Raw genomic sequence first — 20,456 nt, forward strand, 5'->3', positions numbered from 1 at the left:
GTCGCCCTGCAGCCCGGCATGGTCAAAGCCCTCGAGGATACCCTCAAACGCAAAATCAACCTCCCCCCGCAACCCCATATGGTCGGCGCCCTCGGCGCCGCCCTGCTCGGCATCAACCGCCTAAAAAAAAGACGGGAAGAAGGCATGGAGGCAGCGAGCGTCGCCCGGACCGCCTAGCGGAAATTTTTCGACAGCGGATAAAATCCGACGAAACCAACCCCAAAGGAGTCAAGCATGAGCCTGAGAAACAAGACAGCGATCGTAACCGGGGGCGCGAGCGGCATCGGCCGCGCAACCGTTCTTGCACTGGCGCTCGACGGAGCGCGCGTGGCGGTCGCCGACATCGCGGCGGACAACGCCAACCGGGTGCGGGACGAAGCGACGGACTGCGGTTTTGCCCCGGCGATCGCCTGCCCGGTCGACCTGACGAAGCGGGCCGAAGTGGAGCGCATGGTCGAAACCGTGCTGAAGGAGTTCGGCCAGATCGACATTCTGGTCAACTGCGCCGGATGGGACCGGCTCGAGCCTTTCGTGGAAAGCAACGAGGAAACCTGGGACAAGATCATCGCCATCAATTTCAAGTCGGTGCTTCACACCTGCCGCGCGGTGCTGCCGCACATGATCGCCCGCGGCGCCGGCAAGGTCGTCAACATCGCCTCGGACGCCGGCCGGGTAGGCTCGTCCTGGGAGGCGGTCTATTCCGGGACCAAGGGGGCCGTGATCGCCTTCTCGAAGACGCTGGCGCGCGAGGTGGCGCGCTACAAGATCAACGTGAACGTGGTCTGCCCCGGAATGACCGACACGCCGCTGCTGCAGGCGATCCGGGCCCAGTCGCCGCAAACCGAAAGAATCGTGGAAGCGGTGATCAAGGCGACGCCGTTCCGCCGCGCGGCCAAGCCGGAAGAGATCGCCGACGCCGTCCGCTTCCTGGCCTCGTCGTCCGCCGACTTCATCACCGGACAGACCCTGAGCGTGAGCGGAGGGTTGACGATGGTGTGAGCGCCCTTCGCTCTCCCGCGAGGGTGCGACCGGAAAGGAGACGGAGATGCGCGATGGCGTGAAAGCGATCGACTTCATGTACTACGTGGCGACGCCCGAGTTCATCGCCAGGTGGAACGAGGCCAAGAAGGGAGAGCTCATCTGCCGGATGGAGAGGGCCATCGGAGGGCTGCCCCAGTACGACAGCATCGACGCGATGGTCGCCAAGATGGACGAAGCCGGCGTCGACAAGGTCTTCATCACCCAGTGCAAGATGTGGTCGTACCGCAACAAGTGGATGTACATGGACACGAAGCTGGAGGAGGTCGCGCAGTACCTCGAGCGCTATCCCGACCGCTTCGTCGGGCTGGCCGGCTACAACCCGTTTCGCATCAAGGAATCGCTGGCGGAGATCGAGCGCGCGGTGAAGGAGCACGGCTTCAAGGGCGTCTACGTTCACATCTACGGCTTCGACATCCCCCTGCACGACGCCAAGATGTATCCGCTTTACGCCAAGTGCGCCGAGCTCGACGTTCCGGTCTCCATGCAGGTCGGCCACGTGCTCGAGGCGATGCCGAGCGAGCACGCGCGGCCGATCTACCTGGATCGCATCGCCAGCGATTTTCCCGACCTGAAAATCGTCGGCGCCCACACCGGGTGGCCCTGGGTCGAGGAGCTGATCTCGGTTTGCTACAAGTGGGACAACGTCTACTTCGGCATCGACGCCTGGATGCCGAAGTACCTCAAGCCCGAAATCATCCACTACATCAACAGCCGCATGGGGCAGGACCGCTCCCTGTGGGGGACCAACGGCCTGCCGTGGAAGGAAAGCCTCGAGCAGATCGAAGCTTTGGGATTGAGGGAGGAGGCGAAGAAAAAACTCCTCCGCGACAACGCCGTTCAGTTGTTCCGGCTGGCCTAGCCGGGGCACGGGAAGACGATCGCGGAGCCCGGGGAGAACGAGATGAGTTATCGCAGCTTCGTTTTCGAGGTCGACGACGGCATCGCCACCGCGCGCCTGAACGATCCGGAAAGGCTCAACGCGCTGACGTTCGAGACCTATGCCGAGCTCGAGAAGATGACGGCCGACCTGGCGCGCGACGACGCGGTCAAGGTGCTCGTCCTCACCGGCACCGGCAAGGGATTCTGCTCCGGCGGGAGCGTCCACGACATCATCGGCCCGCTGCTCAGGATGAAGGGCGAGGAGCTCTACCGGTTCACCCGCATGACCTGCAACGTCGTGGAGAACATGCGCAACCTCAAGAAGCCGATCGTCGCCGCGGTGAACGGCATCGCGGCCGGCGCGGGCGCGATGTTGATGCTCGCTTCCGACCTCCGCATCTTTTCGGAGAGCGCCAAGGCTTCGTTCCTTTTCGTCAAGGTGGGGCTCGCCGGAGCCGACATGGGAGCCCTGTATCTCCTGCCCCGGATCGTGGGCCTGGGCAGGGCGACGGAGCTGGTCTACCTGGGCGATACCATCGACGCGCAGGAGGCCTATCGCATCGGCTTGGCCAACCGGGTCGTTCCCGGGGAGCGCTTGATGGAAGAGGCCTATGCGCTGGCGCGGCGGCTCAAGGAAGGTCCGCTCTACGCGCTCGGCGTCACCAAGGAGCTGCTCAACTTCGAGGCCCACACGGATCTCAAAACCGCGCTGGAGATGGAAGCGATGGCCCAGGCGCGATGTATGGAGACCGCCGACTTTCAGGAAGGCTACCGGGCGTTCGTCGAAAAGCGCCCGCCGAAATTCAATCAGAAGTGAACGCCCCGGAGGTAAACCGCTTATGGCAAAAGACGTCTACGTGAGGAACCTGGACAAGAGCGACCTCGCGACCATCGTCGATATCGAGGAACGCGTGACCGGTGTCGCCCGCCGGGACTACTGGGAGAAAAGAATCGAGATCTCCGAGGCGATCCGCCCGCACTGGGCCTCCCTGGTCGCCGAGCTGGACAACCGCGTCGTCGGCTTTCTCCTGGGGCGCGCCGGCGAGCTGGAGTTCGGGCTTCCGGGAACGGTCGCCTGGATCGAGATCATCGGCGTCGACCCCGTCTACCGCCATCGCGGCGTCGCCCGGGCTCTGGTGGAGCGTTTCGCCGCGTCGGCCGAAGACCACGGCGTCAAGACCATCTTCACCCTGATCGACAACCAGCAATCGGACATCAAGGAGTTCTTCAGCCGCCTCGGCTTCGTGCAGGGCAAGATGGTCCACTTCGTCAAGGAGATCACGACCTGACGCGGGGCTCCATGGATTTCGAGCTGCCGGAAGAGATCGCCGCCGTCAGGGATCTGGCGCGCGAGTTCGCCGACAAGGAGATCGCCCCGACCGCCGCTCAGGACGATCGAAACCACGTCTTTCGCCGCGACCTGATCGCCAAAATGGGCGAGCTGGGGTTTTTCGGCTGCCTCATCCCCGAAGAATACGGGGGAAACGGCCTGGGATTCCTCGGCCACGCCGTCATCTCGGAGGAGATCGCGCGCGCCCACAGCGCCATCCGCGTCTATCTCAACATGCAGGCGGGACCGGCGGTGACCCTTCTCGAGTTCGGCACCGAGGAGCAAAAACGGGCTTACATTCCGGCGCTGGTCTCGGGGGGCTCCCTGGGCTGTTTTGCGATCACGGAGCCCGATGCCGGGTCCGACGTCGCGGGCATGAGGGCGACGGCGGCGCGCAACGGGCGCGGCTACGTGTTGAACGGGACCAAGACCTGGATCTCGAACGCCACCGTGGCCGACTCGGGCATCGTTTTCGCGTACACCGACCGGGCGCTCGGGCACCGCGGCATGTCCGCTTTCTACGTCGACCTCAATCGCCCGGGGGTCAGCCGGCGCGAGCTCGGCAAGATGGGTACCCACGCCTCGCCCACCGGCGAGCTGACCTTCGAGGATTTCGAGATCGCCGGGGAAAACCGCGTCGGCGCCGAAGGGGACGGTTTCCGGATCTGCATGCGCCACCTCAACCACACGCGCTTGAGCTGCGCGGCGGGCGCGCTGGGCCTGGCTCGGGCCGCCCGCGAGGCCGTGCTGGACTACTCGAACCAGAGAAAGCAGTTCGGCCGGCGCATCGGCGAGTTCCAGATGAACCAGGACCTGATCGCCCAGATGACGGTCCAGGAGGAATCCGCCCGCTTGCTCGTCTATCGGGCCGCCTGGCTCGCCGACCGCGGGCGGCCGAACAACCTCGAGGTCTCCGTCGCCAAGTACGCGGCGGCCGAGGCCGCGGCCTTCAACGCGGACGCGGCGGTAAGAATTCTCGGCGCCTACGGCTACTCCACGGAATTCCCGGTCGAGCGCTACCTGCGCGACGCCAAGGCGTATCAGATCGTGGAGGGGTCGGCGAACATCCACAAGCTCATCATCGCCCAGGATGCTCTCGGCTACAGGAGGGCGAACCGTTGAGGCGTCCGGGCTCTCTGAGGTGAAACGTGTTGGCGGTCGCTTTACAGAAACGGCCCATCCGATCGAGGATCGTGTACGGCCCCGTGCGCTCCCGACGGCTCGGTTTCTCCCTCGGGGTCAACCTCATGCCGTCGCGGTACAAGCTCTGCTCGTTCAACTGTCTGTGCTGCCCCTACAGCTGGACCTGCCGGGCGACGGCTCCGCCGGGCGATCGGCTCAAGGACACGCCGCCGCCCGACAAGGTCCTCGGCGCGCTCGAGAACGCGCTGCAGCGGTTGTCGCACAACCGCAGGCGCGCCGACTCGATCGTCATTTGCGGCAACGGCGAGCCGACGCTTCACCCGCATTTGCGCGAGATCGTGGAGGCGGTCAAGGAACTCCGCGATCGTTACCTCCCCCGCGCCGCCACCGCCATCTTCTCCAACTCCTCCACCGTCGCCGATCCCCGCGTGCGCGACACCCTGGACCTGCTCGATCTCAACGTGATGAAGTTCGATGCCGGCAGCGAGGAGCTGATCCGGGAGCTCAATCAACCCGCGGGGCCGATTTACGTGGGAGAGCTGGTCGCCGGCCTGAGGGAGCTGAAAAGAGTGCACCTCGCCTCTCTTTTCGTTCAAGGCCGGGTGACCAACGCCGACCCCGATTCGGTGGAGCTGTGGTCCGAGCGGATCGAGGAAATCCGTCCCGCGCTGGTGCAAATCTACACGCTGGATCGCCCGCCCGTCGATCCCAGGATCGAGAAGGTCAGCCTGCCGACGCTGCAGTGGATCGCCGAGGAGGTTCACTGGCGCACGCGAATCCCGGTCGAGATATGCTAGCGGAAACGTTGCCGTGGAACAGGTGCTACAGAACGGCTATCGGGTTGAGCTTCCCTCCGCCGCTCACCACAGGCAGCTGATTTCATGTCAGGTCGCCTGTCCGGTGCACACCGACGCGCGCGGCTACGTGCGGGCGATCGCCGACGGGGACTTCGAACGGGCTTATCTGATCGCCCGGGGACCCAACCCTCTCGCTTCCATCTGCGGCAGAATCTGCGGCGCCCCCTGCGAGCTCTCGTGCCGGCGGGGCAAAATTCCCCGCACCGACGACGACGGGTCGTTCGTGGCGCTGGACCGGCCGATTGCCATCCGGGCGCTCAAGAGATTCGTCTGCGAGTCCCACGGCGCGGAGGCTCGCGGCGCCGATGAGATCCTGCAGGCGCTGCGCTCGTACGAGCCCGGCGTCGCCGCCGACTCCGAAGAGATGGCTTCTCTGCTCCGGGCGGCCGCGCGCGGAGCGTTCGTTCCGGCAAACGGGGAGCGGGTCGCCATCGTCGGGTCGGGGCCGGCGGGACTGAGCGCCGCGCACGATCTCGCCCTGCTCGGTTTCCAGCCGGTGATTTTCGAGGCGGAGCCCGTACCGGCGGGCATGCTCGCTCTGGGGGTGCCCGAGTACCGCCTACCCCGCGAGCTCATCCGCCGCGAGATCGCCGTCATCCAGGCGCTCGGCGTGGAGATCCGCTGCAACGCCAGGGTCGGCCGGGACATCTCGCTGCGCGCCCTGCGCGCGGATTTCGCCGCCGTGATCATCGCCGTGGGCGCAAAGCGTTCGCGAAGCCTGGGCCTTGCGGGCGAGCAGGGCCCGGGGGTTTACGGCGGCGTCGATTTCCTTCGCGCGGTCGCGCTCGGCGAGCGCTTGCCGCTCGGCTCGGACGTCGCAGTGATCGGCGGCGGCAACGTCGCCTACGACGTCGCGCGCACCGTGGTACGCCAGGCCGCTTACGACGCGGCGCGCACCGCCGCGCGCCTGGCCGGAACCCGGCGCGTTCGTCTGGTCTCGCTGGAAACGCTCGAGGAGATGCCGGCGGACACCGTGGAAATCCGGGAGGGAGCCGAGGAGGGAATCGAGCGCCTCTCCGGCTGGGGGCCGGTGGAAATTCAGCGGGATTCCCTCGGACGCGTCCGCGGTCTCGAGATCAAGCGTTGCCTGCGCGTCTACGACGATCAACGACGCTTCGCGCCGCAGTTCGCGGAGCACGACCGCCGGACTCTGGAGTGCGACACGGTTTTGATTGCCGCCGGTCAGGCGCCGGACCTTTCGTTCCTCGACGACGGCGGCGCCGATGTCGAGCAGATCCGTCCCGGCTGGCCGAAGGTGGATCCGGCCACGCTGATGACTTCGGCCGCAGGGGTCTTCGTCGCGGGGGATCTCGCCCACGGCACCCGGTTGCTGATCGACGCCGTCGCTTCCGGCAAGCGGGCGGCCCGCTCGGTCTACCAGTATCTGACCGGACGGGCGCTCCACCCCGAAACCCTGACGAGCTTCATCCGGCTCGACCGCTATCGGCGCGAGCGCGGCTACGAGCGAATCCGCCGCGTCGAGCTGCCCGCGCTGGCTATCGAGGAGCGCGTCCGGGATCCCAGGGCGCTGGTGGAAAAACGCCTGGAGGAACGGGACGCCGTGCGCGAGGCCTCCCGCTGCCTGGATTGCGGCGTGACGCCGGTCTTCGATTCCGCTCGCTGCATTCTGTGCGGCGGCTGCGCCGACGTCTGTCCGACGCTTTGCCTGACGCTGGTCCCGGTCTCGTCCCTCCATTCTACCCCGGAGCTGACCGACCTCATTCGATCACGGCTCGGGGACGGCGCCGACCGGGACGACGCCTCCGCCATCCTGAAGGACGAGGATCGCTGCATCCGCTGCGCGCTTTGCGTCGAGCGCTGCCCTGCCGATGCCATTGCGATGGAGCGCGTCATTTTCCGAACCGAGTGGAGAACGGCATGAAAAACGATCCCGATACCGGGGAAACCGGACGGTCGCGGCTCGAGCCCGAGCCCATGGCGCGCAGAGATTTTCTCGGTCTGACGGCCTGGTGGTCCGCAGCGGCCGCCCTGCTCTTCGGGTTTCTCGGCGCGATCCGCCTGCCGAAGGCCGCCGTCCTTCCTTCCCCATCGAAGAGGTTCCCCGTCGCGCTGCCCGCGTCGCTCGCCCCCGGTCAGCCCTACGTCCCGGCGGGTCGTTCCGTCGCGATCTACAAGGAGGGCAACGGCGTATACGCGGTTTCCAGGATTTGCACGCACCTGGGCTGCATCGTGAACGCCACCGAGTCCGGCTTCGATTGCCCGTGTCACGGCTCGAAGTTCGCGAAAGACGGAACCGTATTGAAAGGGCCCGCGCCGAAGCCGCTGCCCTGGCTGGAGATCAAATCCGTGGGCCCGAACCAGTTCCTGGTGGACGAGGGCAAGACCGTGCCGCCCGGCACCACCGTGACCGTATGAGCCGCCCCGCGCAGAGAGAAAATCCACCGGATGTTCCGGCGTCGGCCCGCTTCATCGGAAACCTGAAAGCGGTTCCCCGTCGCTTCGGCGAGACGATGTTTCGCAGCGGGAAGCCCCGGTCGGATCGGACGCGTTCCGCGTTCGTTTTCGGCAACGTCTTTTTGCACCTGCATCCGGTTCGAACCCACCGGTGGAGCCTGCGCTGGTCGACCACCTGGGGGCTCGGCATTGCCGCGCTCTCCTGCTTCTTCGTCCTGCTGATCACCGGCGTGCTGCTCATGTTCTATTACAAGCCGTACCCGGACGTTGCCTACCTCTCGATCAAGGACATCCATTTCGTGGTGCCGACGGGGCGCTTCATTCGCAACATCCACCGCTGGTCGGGCAACATGATGGTGGTGCTCGTGCTGCTGCACATGGCGCGGGTCTTCTACACCGCGGCTTACCGGGCGCCGCGCGAATTCAACTGGGTGATCGGGATGGGACTGCTGGTGGCAACCCTCGGTCTCTCCTTTACCGGTTATCTCCTTCCCTGGGACCAGCTCGCGTATTGGGCGATCACCATCGGCGCCAACATCGCCCAGTCTCCCCGGGAGGTGACCGACGCGCTCGGAATCACCCGATGGCTGGATATCGGCGGACTGCAAAAACTGCTTCTTCTGGGCTCCGAAGACGTCGGGGAAGAAGCGCTCATCCGCTTCTACCTCTTTCACGTCATGATCCTCCCGCTGCTGCTCGTGGCGCTCATGAGCGTTCATTTCTGGCGCATTCGCAAAGACGGAGGTCTCGCCCGGCCCGCCGACGCGGAAAAACGGCTCGGACCTCCAGGGACGGACGTCTATCCGGTCTTCACGGAAGCGCCGCAAAAGACCTACAGCCTCGCCGCGCTGGTCAAGGGGAGAACGGCGGCGGTCGGCAACGGGCCGGAGCAGACGGTTCCCTCCATGCCGCATCTCATGATCGCGGAGGCCGCCGTGTTCATGTTGACGGTGGCGCTTTCCGTCGTTCTGGCGATTTTCCTCGACGCCCCGCTCAAGGAAGTGGCGAATCCCGCCGTTCCCGAAAATCCCGCCAAGGCGCCATGGTATTTTTTGGGTCTCCAGGAACTGGTTTCCCACTCCGCGTTCATGGGGGGCATCGGCATCCCGATGATCGTGCTCGTCGGTCTGGGCCTGATTCCCTACCTGGATCGCGAAACCGAAGGAACCGGCGTGTGGTTCGGTGGGCCGGGCGGCAAACCGCTGGTCGTCCGTTCGCTCGTCTTCGGCCTCGCCGCGGTCATCGCCGTCGAGGCGTTCGTGATTCGCTTCGGGTGGATTCGTCAATGGTGGCCCGCCGCACCCCAGCTGGTCATCACCCTGGTCAACCCGGGAACGCTGCTCACGGTCTTGTACGCTCTTTACTCCCTGCGGTGTTTGAAGACATACGACTCCACGCGCGCCGGCGCTCTCGCCCTGTTCACCTGCTTCGTCTGCGGTTTCGTCGTGCTCACCGCGATCGGCACCTACTTCCGCGGACCGAACTGGGAATTTTACTGGTCGCCGGCCCAGTGGCCGGGACACTGAAAGAAATGATCCAAGCCGTTCAAACCGTGCAATCGCTTCGCTTCGTTCAAATTGTTCCGCGGCCTGCCTGTCAACCGCCTGCCGGCCGCAGGCGAAGGGCACCGGCCAGCGGCGGCTACGCCGTCTACATGCTTTCGAACTCACTAGGAGCTCGATGAAAGCCAACAAACATCTCCTTCTCTGGTCCAGCCTGGGGACGCTGGCGGTGCTCGCGTGGGCTGCGGTTGAGGAGAATTTCTTTCGCGACTGGCGGGTGATCCAGCAGGAGATCCGCCGGCGCCTCCCGGCGGCCGAGGCCGCCGCGTTCGCCGTTCAGCTCCGCCAGATCGTAAGCCGCGACACGGGGGCGACCGACCGCTGCGTGAGCTGCCACGTCGGCATGGCTCCGGGCGAGAGCGGCCTCCAAGGGGACCGCCTTTTCGGGCGCCACCCGAACGTCGTCCACGATCCCGGCTCTTTCGGCTGCGTGGTGTGCCACGGCGGCCAGTCGCGGGCGACCGACACCGCCGACGCGCACGGCCGGGTCCCTCACTGGCCGGAGCCGATGCTTCCGAAAGAATACTCGTACGCGGGCTGCGGGACCTGCCACACTCACTTGAGCGTACCGAACCTTGCGCTGCTCGAGAGGGGAAAGGCCCGCTTCGAGCAAGCCGACTGCCTCGCCTGCCACAAGGTGGACGGACGCGGCGGCACCCTGCGTCCCGGCAGAGCCGGGGGCCAGGAAGGGCCGGATCTATCGCGGGCCGGCGCCACCGGCTACCAGCCGGACTGGTACGAGCGCCACCTCCAGCACAGAAAGAAAGCGGCCGGAGGTCCCTGGGTTACCGCGTTCGGAGAGCTTTCGGAGACGGAGCGGCTCGAGCTCGACGAATATCTCCGCTCTCGCGTCGGCGCTCCCGGCCTGCTCGAGGCGAAGGCGCTTTTTCATTCGCTGGGCTGTCGCGGCTGCCACAAGATCCGCGGCGTCGGCGGCGACGACGGTCCGGACCTGACGGCGGTGGGCAACAAGGATCCGGGGCAGTTGAACTTCAGCCAGGTGCCGGGAGAGCGCACGCTGGCGAACTGGCTGAAGCAGCACTTTCGTGCGCCCGCCTCGGTGGTGCGCGGCTCGATGATGCCCGAGCTGGGCCTGACCGAAGCGCAGATCCAGCAACTCACCTTCTACATGCTGTCGCTCAGGCGGCGGAGCTATCCGGAAGCGCTGTGGCCGAAGGACAGGATTCGAGCCGAGCGCTTCGGGTCGAGAGAATTCGCGACGGACGGAGCGACGCTCTACGGCACGTTCTGCGCCGCCTGCCATGGTCCCAGGGGCGAAGGGATGCGTTATCCCGGCTTCGCCGCCTTTCCCGCGATCGCCAACGCGGACTTTCTCCGGGTGGCCTCCGACGATTTCCTGCGGGAGCAGATCAAACGGGGGCGTCCGGGGAGGCGAATGCCCGCCTGGGGAGAGCAAGAGGGAGGGCTGCGAGAAGAGGAAATCGGCCGCCTGGTGGCGTACGTCCGCGGTCTCGGCGACGTGGCGTACGAAGGCGACGGCAGGCCGCGCCGCTGGATTCGAGGCGATGCGGCGCAAGGACAGCGGCTGTACGCTTCGGCCTGCGCCAGCTGCCACGGCGAGCGCGGCGAAGGCAAGGAAGGGCCCGCTCTGAACAACCGCGTTTTCCTCGATCTCGCCACGGACACGTATCTCCTGAGAACGATCCAGACCGGGCGGCGCGGGACCTCGATGACCGGCTTCGCGGCCGGTTCGGCGGTCCGCGGAGCGCTCACCGATCCCGAAATCGCCTCGATCGTCGCGTTCATTCGCACATGGGAGGGAAAAAAATGACGGACATCAGCCGCCGCGAGTTTCTGGAATGGCTCGGCGCCGCTGGATTCTCGGCGTTCGCGCTCTCGGCGAGCGAGGCCTGGGGCCTGCAGGCCGTCGAGAACCCTCTGGCCGCCTACCCCGATCGCAACTGGGAAGAAGCCTACCGAGACCTCTGGAAATACGATTCGACGTTCGCGTTCCTCTGCGCCCCCAACGACACGCACAACTGCATCCTGAAGGCCTTCACCCGCGACGGCGTGATCACGCGCATCGGTCCGACGATGAAGTACGGCGAGGCGACCGACCTCTACGGAAACAGGGCAAGCCACCGCTGGGACCCGCGCGTCTGCCAGAAAGGACTGGCGCTCACGCGTCGCTTCTACGGCGACCGCCGGCTCCGCTATCCGATGGTCCGCAAAGGCTTCAAGGCCTGGGTCGAAAAAGGATTCCCGCGCGGAAAAGACGGCACGCCTCCCAGGGAGTACTTCAATCGCGCGCGCGACGAATGGCTGCGGGTGACCCACGAACAGGCGGCGGACCTGGTCGCAGCCGCCCTGATCAACATCGCCACGACGTACAGCGGCGAAACCGGACAAAAGCGGCTCCTGCAACAGGGATACGACGAGGAAACCGTTCGCGCGACCAGAGGGGCCGGCACCCAGGTGCTCAAGTTTCGGGGCGGCATGCCGCTCCTCGGCGTGACGCGGGTTTTCGGCCTGTACCGGCTGGCCAACTCTGTCGCGCTGCTGGACCACAGGCTGCGGGGCGTGAGACCTGAAGATGCTCTGGGAGGACGGGGCTGGGACAATTATTCCTGGCACACCGATCTGCCGCCGGGCCATCCGATGGTGACCGGCCAGCAGACCGTGGAGTTCGATCTCCATGCGGTCGAGCACGCCCGGATGGTGGTGGTGTGGGGGATGAACTGGGTTACGACCAAGATGCCGGACACCCACTGGCTCACGGAAGCCCGGCTCAAAGGGACCAGGGTGGTGGTCATCGCCTGCGAGTACTCCTCGACGAGCATCAAGGCCGACGATGCCGTCGTCGTCCGACCGGGCACGACTCCCGCGCTGGCGCTGGGGCTCTGCCACGTGATCATCCGCGAGAGACTCTACGACGCCGACTACGTCCGCCGGTTTACCGATCTCCCGCTCCTGGTTCGGGCGGACAACCTGAAGCTGCTGCGCGCCGAGGAAGTGTTCGGCGCCGAACCGGCGATTCTGAGGAACCAGACCACGGTGCTGGGAAAAGCGGACAAGGCGCCGCCGCCCGGCGCCCAGACGAACATGCTGATCCCCGCGGACCTCAGAAATTCCTGGGGAGATTTTGTCTGGTGGAACCGCAAGGCATCCCGGCCCGAAGCGATTACGCGGGATCAGGTGGGAGCCTTTTCGCCGGTGACCGACCCGCTCCTCGAGGGCACGGTCGAAGTGGCCCTGAAGGACGGGAAGAAGGTCGCCTGCCGCCCGATCTTCGACGTGATCGCCGAATACGTCAGGCACTTCGACCCGAAGACCACCGAAGAGATCACGTGGGCGCCGGCTCGAACGATCGAGGCCCTGGCGCGGGAGATCGCCGCGGCTCCGGGAACCACGCTCTTTGCGGTCGGCATGGGGCCGAATCAATTCTTCAACAACGACAACAAGGACCGCACGCAGTTTCTTCTCGCCGCGCTGACCGGCAACATCGGAAAGATCGGCGGCAACATCGGCTCTTACGCGGGCAACTATCGCGTGGCGATGTTCAACGGCGTGCCCCAGTACATCAACGAGAACCCCTTCGATATCGAGCTCGACGGCGCCAGACCCGCGCGGCCCAGGCAGTACTGGAGGCCGGAGTCGGCGCATTACTACAACCACGAGGATCACCCGCTCAAGATGGGCAGGACCATGATCACGGGGAAGACCCACATGCCGACCCCGACGAAGTCGCTCTGGTTTGCCAACGCCAACTCGATCCTGGGCAACGTCAAATGGCATTACAACACCGTCGTCAACGTGCTGCCCAAGATCGAGATGATCGCCGTCCAGGAATGGTGGTGGTCGACCTCGTGCGAATGGGCGGACGTGATTTTCGCGGTGGACAGCTGGGCCGAGCTGAAGCATCCCGACATGTGCGCGTCGGTCACCAATCCGTTCCTCACCGTTTTTCCGCGCACGCCGCTTCCGCGCCCGTTCGAGACGCGCGGCGACATCGAGTGTCTCGCGCTGGTGGGCAAGGCCCTGGCCAGGCGCACGGGAGACCGGCGTTTCGCCGACATGTGGAAGTTCGTCGACGAAAACAAGGTGGAAGTCTATTTGCAGCGGATCCTCGACCACTCCTCGAGCACCAAGGGCTACAGGATCACGGAGCTGGAGGAGAAAGCGAAGCAGGGCGTGCCCGCCTTGATGATGAGCCGGACCAATCCCAAGGCCGTCGGGTACGAGCAGGTCCACGATTCCCGGCCATGGTACACGAAAAGCGGCCGACTGGAATTCTACCGGGAGGAAGACGAGTTCATCGCCGCCGGAGAAAACCTGCCCGTCTATCGGGAGCCGATCGATTCCACGTTCTACGAGCCCAACGTCATCGTCGCGCCGCCGCATCCCTTCCTCAAGCCCAAGGGACCGGAAGAGTACGGTGTCAAGCGGGACGATCTTTCCAACGAAGTCCGACAGGCGCGCAACGTGGTGAAGAGCTGGGCCGAGGCCCGGAAAACCACCCATCCGCTCGCGAAGGACGGCTACCGCTTCGTTTTTCACACGCCGAAATACCGCCACGGAGCGCACACGATGCCGATCGACACCGACATGGTGGCGATGCTGTTCGGGCCGTTCGGCGACGTCTACCGCCACGACAGGCGGCAGCCCTTCGTCGCGGAGGGCTACGTGGATATCAATCCCGACGACGCCAAGGCGCTCGGCGTCGAGGACGGCGATTACGTATGGATCGATTCGGACCCGTCCGACCGGCCGTTCCGCGGCTGGGAGAAGAACAAGAAGGACTACAAATTCGCCCGCCTCCTCTGCCGCGCGCGCTACTATCCGGGAACGCCCCGGGGCATCGCGCGCATGTGGTTCAACATGTACGGCGCGACGCCGGGGTCGGTCGAAGGACAGGAGTCCCGGCCGGACGGCCTGGCGAAAAGCCCGCGCAGCCCCTATCAGGCGATGTTTCGTTCCGGCTCGCACCAGTCGGCGACGCGAGGCTGGCTGAAACCCACCTGGATGACCGACTCGCTCGTGCGCAAGGACCTCTTCGGCCACACGGTCAACCAGGGCTTTCTGCCGGACGTGCACTGCCCGACGGGCGCGCCGCGCGAGGCGATCGTCAAGATCACCCGAGCGGAGCCGGGCGGCCTCGACGCCAAGGGACTGTGGCGTCCCGCCGCGCTGGGGCTCCGGCCCAGGTACGAGCGCAAGGCGATGAAAGAATATCTCGCCGGCAAATTCGTCGTGACCGTCAACCCGAAGAAAGGCGGTAAAGAATAATGGCGCGCGTCTACAACTGGCAAATCGGACGTGAAATGTCTTACTGGTATCCGGAGAAGCGGCCCAAGCGGCAGTTCGCGGCGGTCTTCGATACCAACAAATGCATCGCCTGCCAGACCTGCACCCTCGCCTGCAAGACCACGTGGACGAGCGGCAAGGGCCAGGAGTACATGCTCTGGAACAACGTGGAGACCAAGCCCTACGGTTTCTATCCGATCGCCTGGGACGTCAATCTCCTGGAGAAACTCGGCGTCCAGAGCTGGACCGGCGGCCGCTATACCGGGAGAACGATCTTCGAGGCGGCCGAAGCGGGGGAGCGGGTCCTGGGATGGCGGCCCGATGAGATGGACTATTCCAATCCCAACGTCGGCGAAGACGACTGCCTCAACGGCGTGGGGAAGGGAGCGCATTTCACGGGCGAGCACCAGTCCTGGTTCTTCTACCTGGCGCGCATGTGCAATCACTGCACCTACCCGGCGTGTCTCTCCTCCTGTCCACGCGGCGCCGTCTACAAGCGCCCCGAAGACGGCATCGTCCTGATCGATCAGCAGCGCTGTCGCGGGTACCAGGAATGCGTCAAGGCCTGTCCCTACAAGAAGACGTTTTACAACCCGATGACCCGGACGTCCGAAAAATGCATCGCCTGCTTTCCGAAAATCGAATCGGGGCTTCAGCCTCAGTGCTTCGTCAACTGCATCGGCAAGATCCGCCTCGCCGGCTGGATTTCCAAACCGGAGGCGGCACGCGCGGAAAGCCCGATCGACTTCCTCGTGCACGTCAAAAAGGTCGCCCTGCCGCTCTTTCCCCAGTTCGGTCTCGAGCCCAACGTTTACTACATCCCGCCGGTCCACGTGCCGCGCGAATACCTCAGGCAGATGTTCGGGCCGGGCGTCGACGCGGCGCTGGAGGTCTACAAGAGCGCCCCCCGGGACAAAGACCTTGCCGGCCTGCTGACCCTTTTCGGCTCAACGGAGCGAATGATCGCGAAGTGGAAGCGGGCCGGCGAGCAGGTGCTGGGCTACGACGAGACGGGCTCGGAAATCGTCCGGATCCCGCTGCGCGAGCCGGTCCACATCCGGCGGGCGTTCGATGCCGCACGCGGCGTGATGCGGGCAAACGTGTCGTAGGAGAAGACCATGGGCAGCCGAAAACATCGGGCAGCGGCCGAGGCGCGGTCTTCCGCGGCTCCGCGAAAGCCGGGAAGTTTCACCTTCGACATGCTTCGCCCCGTCCGGCGCGGCGCCGCAAAAGCGACCTTTCTGCTGGCGCTCTCGGCCGTCGTCCCTCTCGCCCTCGCCGCCTGCGCCGAAAGACGACCGCCCGTCTCGGAAGCCGAAGTCAAAGCGGTGTTCGAAAGCAAGCTGCCGTCCACCGCCGACGACAGAATCTGGGAGCGGGTCCCTCTGCACACGGCCAGGCTGGTCCTTCAAGATATGGTGGAGCCGCGGCTCATGCAGGCTTCTACGCCGTTCGTCGAGGTCCAGGCGGTTACGGACGGACGCGAGATCGTCTTTCGATTGAGCTGGCCCGACCCGACGCGGGACGAGGTTCCGGGCCCTGGCCGGTTCAGCGACGCCGTCGCCGTTCAACTCCCCGCAGCAACGACCCCCGACGTCCCGGCGCCGCAAATGGGAGAAGAAGGCCGGCCGGTCGAGATCACTTACTGGTCGGCCGTTTCTCAGGCGATCGCGGACGGCCGAAAAGACGAGATCGGCGCGATTTATCCGCGAGCCGCGCTGGATCACTATCCGTTCGAGGCGCCGCCGCTCACGCCGGGATCGCCGGAGCAGCAGGCCGCGGCGAAACGTTACGCGCCCGCGCGTAACGTGGACAATCCCGTGGCGGCCCCGCGAACGGCTCCCGTGCAAGACCTGGTGGCGCAGGGCCCGGGCACGCTGCAGGTCGCGCCCAGGACCGTTTCCAGGGGCCACGGCAAATACGGGGGCGGACGCTGGTTCGTGTTGCTGGCCCGGCCGCTGCCGTCCGGGGCGCAACCCGGCGGTCGGACCCAGGTTGCGTTCGCGGTCTGGGAAGGATCGCGCCAGGAAGTCGGCGCGAGAAAAATGCGCAGCGTCTGGATTCCGCTGGCGTTCGAAGCGGCAAAATGACGGCCGGCGGCGAGATCATGGCCCAAACCCTCGCGGCACGAGCCGCGGCCTGGCGCCTGGCGGCTGTTCTTTTGGAGCGCCCCCGGCCCGAGCGCACGGCCGAGATCGACCGACTCAGCTCCGAGGTCCACGATGCCGCCCTGGTCCTGTGCGCCCGAAGGGCCGGCAGCTGGAGCGAAGCCTCCTACCACAGGCTCTTCGGTCCGGGAGGAACCGCGTCTCCGCGAGAAGCGAGTTATTGCGGCTTCGAGGACCCGGGGCATCTCCTTGCGGCCCTCGAGTCCTGCTACCGCGCCTTTTCGTTCACTCCGCGCCGCGAAGAAGCCGCAGACCACATCGCCGTTCAGGCGAATTTCGTGAGTTATCTCTTCCTCAAGGAAGCTTATGCTCTCCGCCGCGGCGACGCCGAAGCCGCCGCAACGACCGCCGCCGCACGGAACCGGTTCCTCGCCGAACACGTCGGCCGCTCGGCGAGGGGCATGAGGAAACGCATGGGCCAGGCTCCGCGGCATTTGCTCGATGTCGTCACATGGATTGCGCGGCAGGCGCAGCCCGCGGCCGATGAAGCCCGCGGCGGCGGTCCGTAGCCCGCCGCAGGGCGCTCGCGCGCCGACCGCCGCTTGCTTTTGGCCGAGGCAGCAGGTAAAGATCACCGGGGTTTTGAGATTCAAACGCCATGCGGATGCATGGCGGCCAGAAAATCACGAGGAGTGCGAACATGGGCAAACCGATCGCGATCGAATGGCCGGACAAGGCCAAAATCTGCGTGACCTTCATCATACCGTGGGAGGTTTGGCCGGCGAACTTCGCCACCCACCAGTCCCTGCAGCGGCACGGCGGAGCCACCCTGCCGCCGCCCAACGCGGTTTTCAAGCAGAACATGGCGCTGGTGACGGAACGAGAGTACGGCGACCGGGTCGGCATCTGGAGAATCATGGAGATGTTCGATCGCCACCAGCTCAAGGCGACCTTCTTGATGAACGGGCTGAAGGTCGAGCAATTTCCGGACGCCTGCCGCGAATTCAAGGCTCAGGGGCACGAGTTTTCCTCCGAGAGTTACGAGCACGAGTACTCGTTCATGTACACTCGCGAGCAGGAGCGGGAGTCGATCCAGAAAACGGTGGCGGCGTTCGAGAAGGTGCTGGGTCAGAAGCCCACGGGCTATCTCTCGCCCGGTCACGCTTCCACTCCCCACACGCTGGAGCTGGTCGCCGAGGCGGGCTTCGTCTGGTGGGCCGATCCCCTCAACAGCGACAACCCCTACGTTCTGGAGTCGCGCGGGCGCAAGGTGGTCGTGATTCCTTACAACGTTCCCGGCTGCAACGACTACTCCACCTACGGGACCGGGCGGACGCCGAGAGACCTTCTGCAGATCATGAAGGACCAGTTCGACTACCTCTACTGGGAGGGCGAACAGGGCTATCCGAAGTATTTCGCTTTCAACCTCCACCCGTTCGTCTCGGGCGTGCCGTTCCGCACCAAGATCATCGACGAGTTCATCAAGTACGCCAAGGGCTTTCCCAAGGTGTGGTTCGCTCGTCGCATCGAGATCGCCGAGTGGTGGCTCCAGAAAGGCTACCCGTGATCGCGGGGCGCATGCTGAGTGCGCCTTGCCCGCCGCGCCCGGCGTCGTCGCCGGGCGCCGCTCCTTCCCTGAAAGATTCCGATCCTACTCGCTCGGACGCGCGACCTGTTCTCCTTGCTGCGGAGTGAGCGCCCCCGCGCCTCCCGCGCACGAAACGGGGCAACCCCGAAGCAGCAAAGACGCAGAAACGTGAAACCTCAAAGCCCTGCAGCCTCGAGGCTCAGACCGTCCCCATCGGGCACCGGCTCTCATCGAGGCAGCCCGGCCGGTGATCGCTCCGAGGCACCAACCCATCGGCTTTGCTGCAAAGGGGTTGCCCCGCGCCTCAACGATCGATGTGCCGGCGAAACGGGGCAGCCCCGGAGCAGCAAAGACGCAAAAACGTGAAACCTCAAGGCCCTGGTGCCGCAAGGCTCCAGCGGTCGCTGCCGGGCACCGGCTCTCATCCAGGCAGCCCGGCCGATGATCGCTCCGAGGCACCAACCCATCGGCTTTGCTGCAAAGGGGTTGCCCCGCGCTCCCCGCAGATCTCCTGTTCAGGCTGTACGCAAAGCGGACCTCTCAGGAGCCGTCCGGATTCTGGGAATTAAACGCAGGCTTTTCCCAGAAAATAGAACTCGCCACGCTACCCGGCAGTTATTTCCCACGCAATCGGTGGCATGCGAAATGCACACGGCGCAGTAGAAAGCCACGCGGAACGCGGTAAGGCTCAGCGGCCGACTCCGGCCATCGCATCGGCCGAGTCGCCACGGAAGTCGCGTCGAGCGCCGCTGCGTCGACCAACCGTCCGGCTTCCGCTTGAGGATCGCAGGGCTCCGGCGCCGGGAGGTGGAAACCATGCCGGAAAACTTCGTCCATTTCCTCGAGACGAACGCGCGTCGCTTTGGCGAGAAGCCGGCGCTGGTGTGGGAGACGGGGAGCCTCACGTGGTCGGAGCTGGACCGCCGCGCTTCAGGATTCGCGTTGAATCTTGCCAGGCAATCCGTGGGGCCGGGAGACCGTGTGGCCATCTTGCTGCCGAACGGCTGGAGCTTCGCCGTCGCCCTGCTGGGCATCTTCAAACGCGGCGCCACGGCCGCTCCGCTGAGCCCGGCGCTCACCGGGGTAGAGCTCGACGCGCTGCTGGCCGACCTGCGGCCGAAACAGGTCGTCGATGACGTGCCGGTCGAGGACGGTCCGCAAGCGCCGGCGGCCGAAGGCTCTTTTCCTGCCCTCGTCATCTATACCTCGGGAAGCACCGGGGCGCCCAAAGGAGCGGTCTTCAGCCATAGCGCGCTGCTCGCCGCCAACAGGATCTGGGCCGAAGTCGTGATGGGGCTTACGCCCGCCGACGTCGTCCTCGGCGTTCTTCCCTGCTCCCACAACTACGGCCTCTACGCCGGGTTGCTCGCGCCGCTGCTTTGCGGCGCCACCGTCGTTCCCCTGGAGCGCTTCTCCCCCGAAGCGACCGCGCGCGCGATCAAGAGACACGGGGTGACGATCTTCCCCGGCGTGGCCACCATGTTTCGCCGCATGCTCAACTCGAGCGATGTCTCGCCGGAGGACCTGTCGAGCCTGCGCCTTGCAGTTTCGGGGGCGGCCCCGTGCGCCTCGGAGCTGTGCGCGGAGTGGCGCGGCCGGATCCGGATCAGGATCGTCTGCGGCTACGGCGCCACGGAAGTCCCTCGCACCATCTCGTACTGCGCCGACGACGAGAACGAAGTGCCGGGGGCCACCGGCAAGCTTATGCCCGGGGTCGAGATGCGAGTCGTGGACGAACACGGAATGGCGTTGCCGGAAGGCGAGGTCGGAGAGCTGCTGATCAAGTCCCCGACGGCGATGGAGGGCTACCTGGACGACCCGGAGGAGACGCGCGCGGTCTTGAACGACGGGTGGTTTCGCTCCGGCGACGTGGGCGCCGTCCTTCCCGGCGGGTACGTCCGGCTGGTCGGGCGAAAGCGCGACCGGATCCTGAGGGGCGGGTACTCGGTCTTTCCCCAGGAGATCGAAGGCGTGCTCTGCTCCCACGCGGCCGTCGCCGAGGCCGCGGCGGTGGGAGTCCCCGACCCTGACGTGGGCGAGGAGGTCGTTGCCGTCGTCGCTTTCAAGCCGGGGGCCGAAGCGCCGACCGAAGAGCTGATCGCCCGCTGCCGAAAGCAGCTGGCGGCTTACAAGTGCCCGCGGCGCGTCGTGATCGTCAAGGAGCTTCCTCGAGGTCCCACGGGAAAGGTCCTCTACTCCGAGTTGCTGAAGATCGCCGCCGGCGCGCAATCCGGAGGATCGGTCGAAGGCGCCGGCACAAGCCCGTGA

The 20,456-nt window shown here is 65.6% G+C and carries 16 protein-coding genes; all 16 read left to right on the plus strand.

Annotated elements, in window-relative coordinates:
• Positions 1-234: 234 nt before the first annotated feature.
• Positions 235-999 carry an SDR family NAD(P)-dependent oxidoreductase gene (locus VNN77_15025; GenBank protein HXG52707.1) on the plus strand — a complete coding sequence of 255 codons (765 nt, stop codon included), beginning with the start codon at positions 235-237 and terminating at the stop codon, positions 997-999.
• Between the two features lie 46 nt (positions 1,000-1,045).
• Positions 1,046-1,900 (plus strand): amidohydrolase family protein, encoded by an 855-nt coding sequence (locus tag VNN77_15030; GenBank protein HXG52708.1) that lies wholly within the window; start codon positions 1,046-1,048, stop codon positions 1,898-1,900.
• Positions 1,901-1,942: 42 nt separating this feature from the next.
• Positions 1,943-2,737 (plus strand): enoyl-CoA hydratase family protein, encoded by a 795-nt coding sequence (locus tag VNN77_15035; GenBank protein ID HXG52709.1) that lies wholly within the window; start codon positions 1,943-1,945, stop codon positions 2,735-2,737.
• Between the two features lie 22 nt (positions 2,738-2,759).
• Complete coding sequence (locus tag VNN77_15040; protein HXG52710.1) at positions 2,760-3,209, plus strand: GNAT family N-acetyltransferase; 450 nt, start codon at positions 2,760-2,762, stop codon at positions 3,207-3,209.
• An 11-nt stretch (positions 3,210-3,220) separates the two neighbouring features.
• Positions 3,221-4,372, plus strand: coding sequence for a glutaryl-CoA dehydrogenase Acd (acd, locus tag VNN77_15045; GenBank protein ID HXG52711.1), 1,152 nt, complete (start codon positions 3,221-3,223; stop codon positions 4,370-4,372).
• A 29-nt stretch (positions 4,373-4,401) separates the two neighbouring features.
• On the plus strand, positions 4,402-5,190 hold the full coding sequence (locus VNN77_15050) for a radical SAM protein (GenBank protein ID HXG52712.1): 789 nt from the start codon (positions 4,402-4,404) through the stop codon (positions 5,188-5,190).
• Between the two features lie 13 nt (positions 5,191-5,203).
• A complete protein-coding gene (locus VNN77_15055; GenBank protein HXG52713.1) occupies positions 5,204-7,132 on the plus strand; it encodes an FAD-dependent oxidoreductase in 1,929 nt (642 codons plus the stop codon).
• Positions 7,129-7,626, plus strand: a complete 498-nt coding sequence (locus VNN77_15060; protein HXG52714.1) for a Rieske 2Fe-2S domain-containing protein — start codon at positions 7,129-7,131, stop codon at positions 7,624-7,626. Before VNN77_15055 ends, VNN77_15060 begins: the two co-directional genes overlap by 4 nt.
• Positions 7,627-7,721: 95 nt before the next feature.
• Complete coding sequence (locus tag VNN77_15065) at positions 7,722-9,191, plus strand: cytochrome b N-terminal domain-containing protein (protein HXG52715.1); 1,470 nt, start codon at positions 7,722-7,724, stop codon at positions 9,189-9,191.
• Positions 9,192-9,345: 154 nt separating this feature from the next.
• The gene (locus VNN77_15070) at positions 9,346-11,019 is read left to right on the plus strand and encodes a c-type cytochrome (GenBank protein HXG52716.1); all 1,674 of its coding nucleotides are present in this window, start codon (positions 9,346-9,348) and stop codon (positions 11,017-11,019) included.
• On the plus strand, positions 11,016-14,474 hold the full coding sequence (locus VNN77_15075; protein ID HXG52717.1) for a molybdopterin-dependent oxidoreductase: 3,459 nt from the start codon (positions 11,016-11,018) through the stop codon (positions 14,472-14,474). The genes VNN77_15070 and VNN77_15075 overlap by 4 nt, the downstream gene beginning before the upstream one ends.
• Positions 14,474-15,601 (plus strand): 4Fe-4S dicluster domain-containing protein, encoded by a 1,128-nt coding sequence (locus VNN77_15080; protein ID HXG52718.1) that lies wholly within the window; start codon positions 14,474-14,476, stop codon positions 15,599-15,601. The genes VNN77_15075 and VNN77_15080 overlap by 1 nt, the downstream gene beginning before the upstream one ends.
• Before the next feature lie 9 nt (positions 15,602-15,610).
• A complete protein-coding gene (locus VNN77_15085; protein ID HXG52719.1) occupies positions 15,611-16,582 on the plus strand; it encodes an ethylbenzene dehydrogenase-related protein in 972 nt (323 codons plus the stop codon).
• Positions 16,579-17,169: a molecular chaperone TorD family protein gene (locus VNN77_15090; GenBank protein ID HXG52720.1), complete on the plus strand. Its 591-nt coding sequence runs from the start codon at positions 16,579-16,581 to the stop codon at positions 17,167-17,169. Before VNN77_15085 ends, VNN77_15090 begins: the two co-directional genes overlap by 4 nt.
• 131 nt (positions 17,170-17,300) lie before the next feature.
• Positions 17,301-18,167, plus strand: a complete 867-nt coding sequence (locus VNN77_15095) for a polysaccharide deacetylase family protein (GenBank protein HXG52721.1) — start codon at positions 17,301-17,303, stop codon at positions 18,165-18,167.
• Between the two features lie 837 nt (positions 18,168-19,004).
• Positions 19,005-20,456, plus strand: coding sequence for an AMP-binding protein (locus tag VNN77_15100; GenBank protein HXG52722.1), 1,452 nt, complete (start codon positions 19,005-19,007; stop codon positions 20,454-20,456).

The organism is Candidatus Zixiibacteriota bacterium (assembly GCA_035574315.1).
In the GTDB taxonomy this organism is placed as follows: Bacteria; Desulfobacterota; Binatia; order UBA9968; family UBA9968; genus DATLYW01.

Coding starts and splice junctions, on each gene's coding strand:
- VNN77_15060 (HXG52714.1), top strand. CDS start 7,129: ATGAAAAACGATCCCGATACCGGGGAAACCGGACGGTCGCGGCTCGAG.
- VNN77_15100 (HXG52722.1), top strand. CDS start 19,005: ATGCCGGAAAACTTCGTCCATTTCCTCGAGACGAACGCGCGTCGCTTT.
- VNN77_15065 (HXG52715.1), top strand. CDS start 7,722: ATGTTTCGCAGCGGGAAGCCCCGGTCGGATCGGACGCGTTCCGCGTTC.
- VNN77_15035 (HXG52709.1), top strand. CDS start 1,943: ATGAGTTATCGCAGCTTCGTTTTCGAGGTCGACGACGGCATCGCCACC.
- acd (HXG52711.1), top strand. CDS start 3,221: ATGGATTTCGAGCTGCCGGAAGAGATCGCCGCCGTCAGGGATCTGGCG.
- VNN77_15085 (HXG52719.1), top strand. CDS start 15,611: ATGGGCAGCCGAAAACATCGGGCAGCGGCCGAGGCGCGGTCTTCCGCG.
- VNN77_15070 (HXG52716.1), top strand. CDS start 9,346: ATGAAAGCCAACAAACATCTCCTTCTCTGGTCCAGCCTGGGGACGCTG.
- VNN77_15080 (HXG52718.1), top strand. CDS start 14,474: ATGGCGCGCGTCTACAACTGGCAAATCGGACGTGAAATGTCTTACTGG.
- VNN77_15040 (HXG52710.1), top strand. CDS start 2,760: ATGGCAAAAGACGTCTACGTGAGGAACCTGGACAAGAGCGACCTCGCG.
- VNN77_15075 (HXG52717.1), top strand. CDS start 11,016: ATGACGGACATCAGCCGCCGCGAGTTTCTGGAATGGCTCGGCGCCGCT.
- VNN77_15030 (HXG52708.1), top strand. CDS start 1,046: ATGCGCGATGGCGTGAAAGCGATCGACTTCATGTACTACGTGGCGACG.
- VNN77_15090 (HXG52720.1), top strand. CDS start 16,579: ATGACGGCCGGCGGCGAGATCATGGCCCAAACCCTCGCGGCACGAGCC.
- VNN77_15025 (HXG52707.1), top strand. CDS start 235: ATGAGCCTGAGAAACAAGACAGCGATCGTAACCGGGGGCGCGAGCGGC.
- VNN77_15095 (HXG52721.1), top strand. CDS start 17,301: ATGGGCAAACCGATCGCGATCGAATGGCCGGACAAGGCCAAAATCTGC.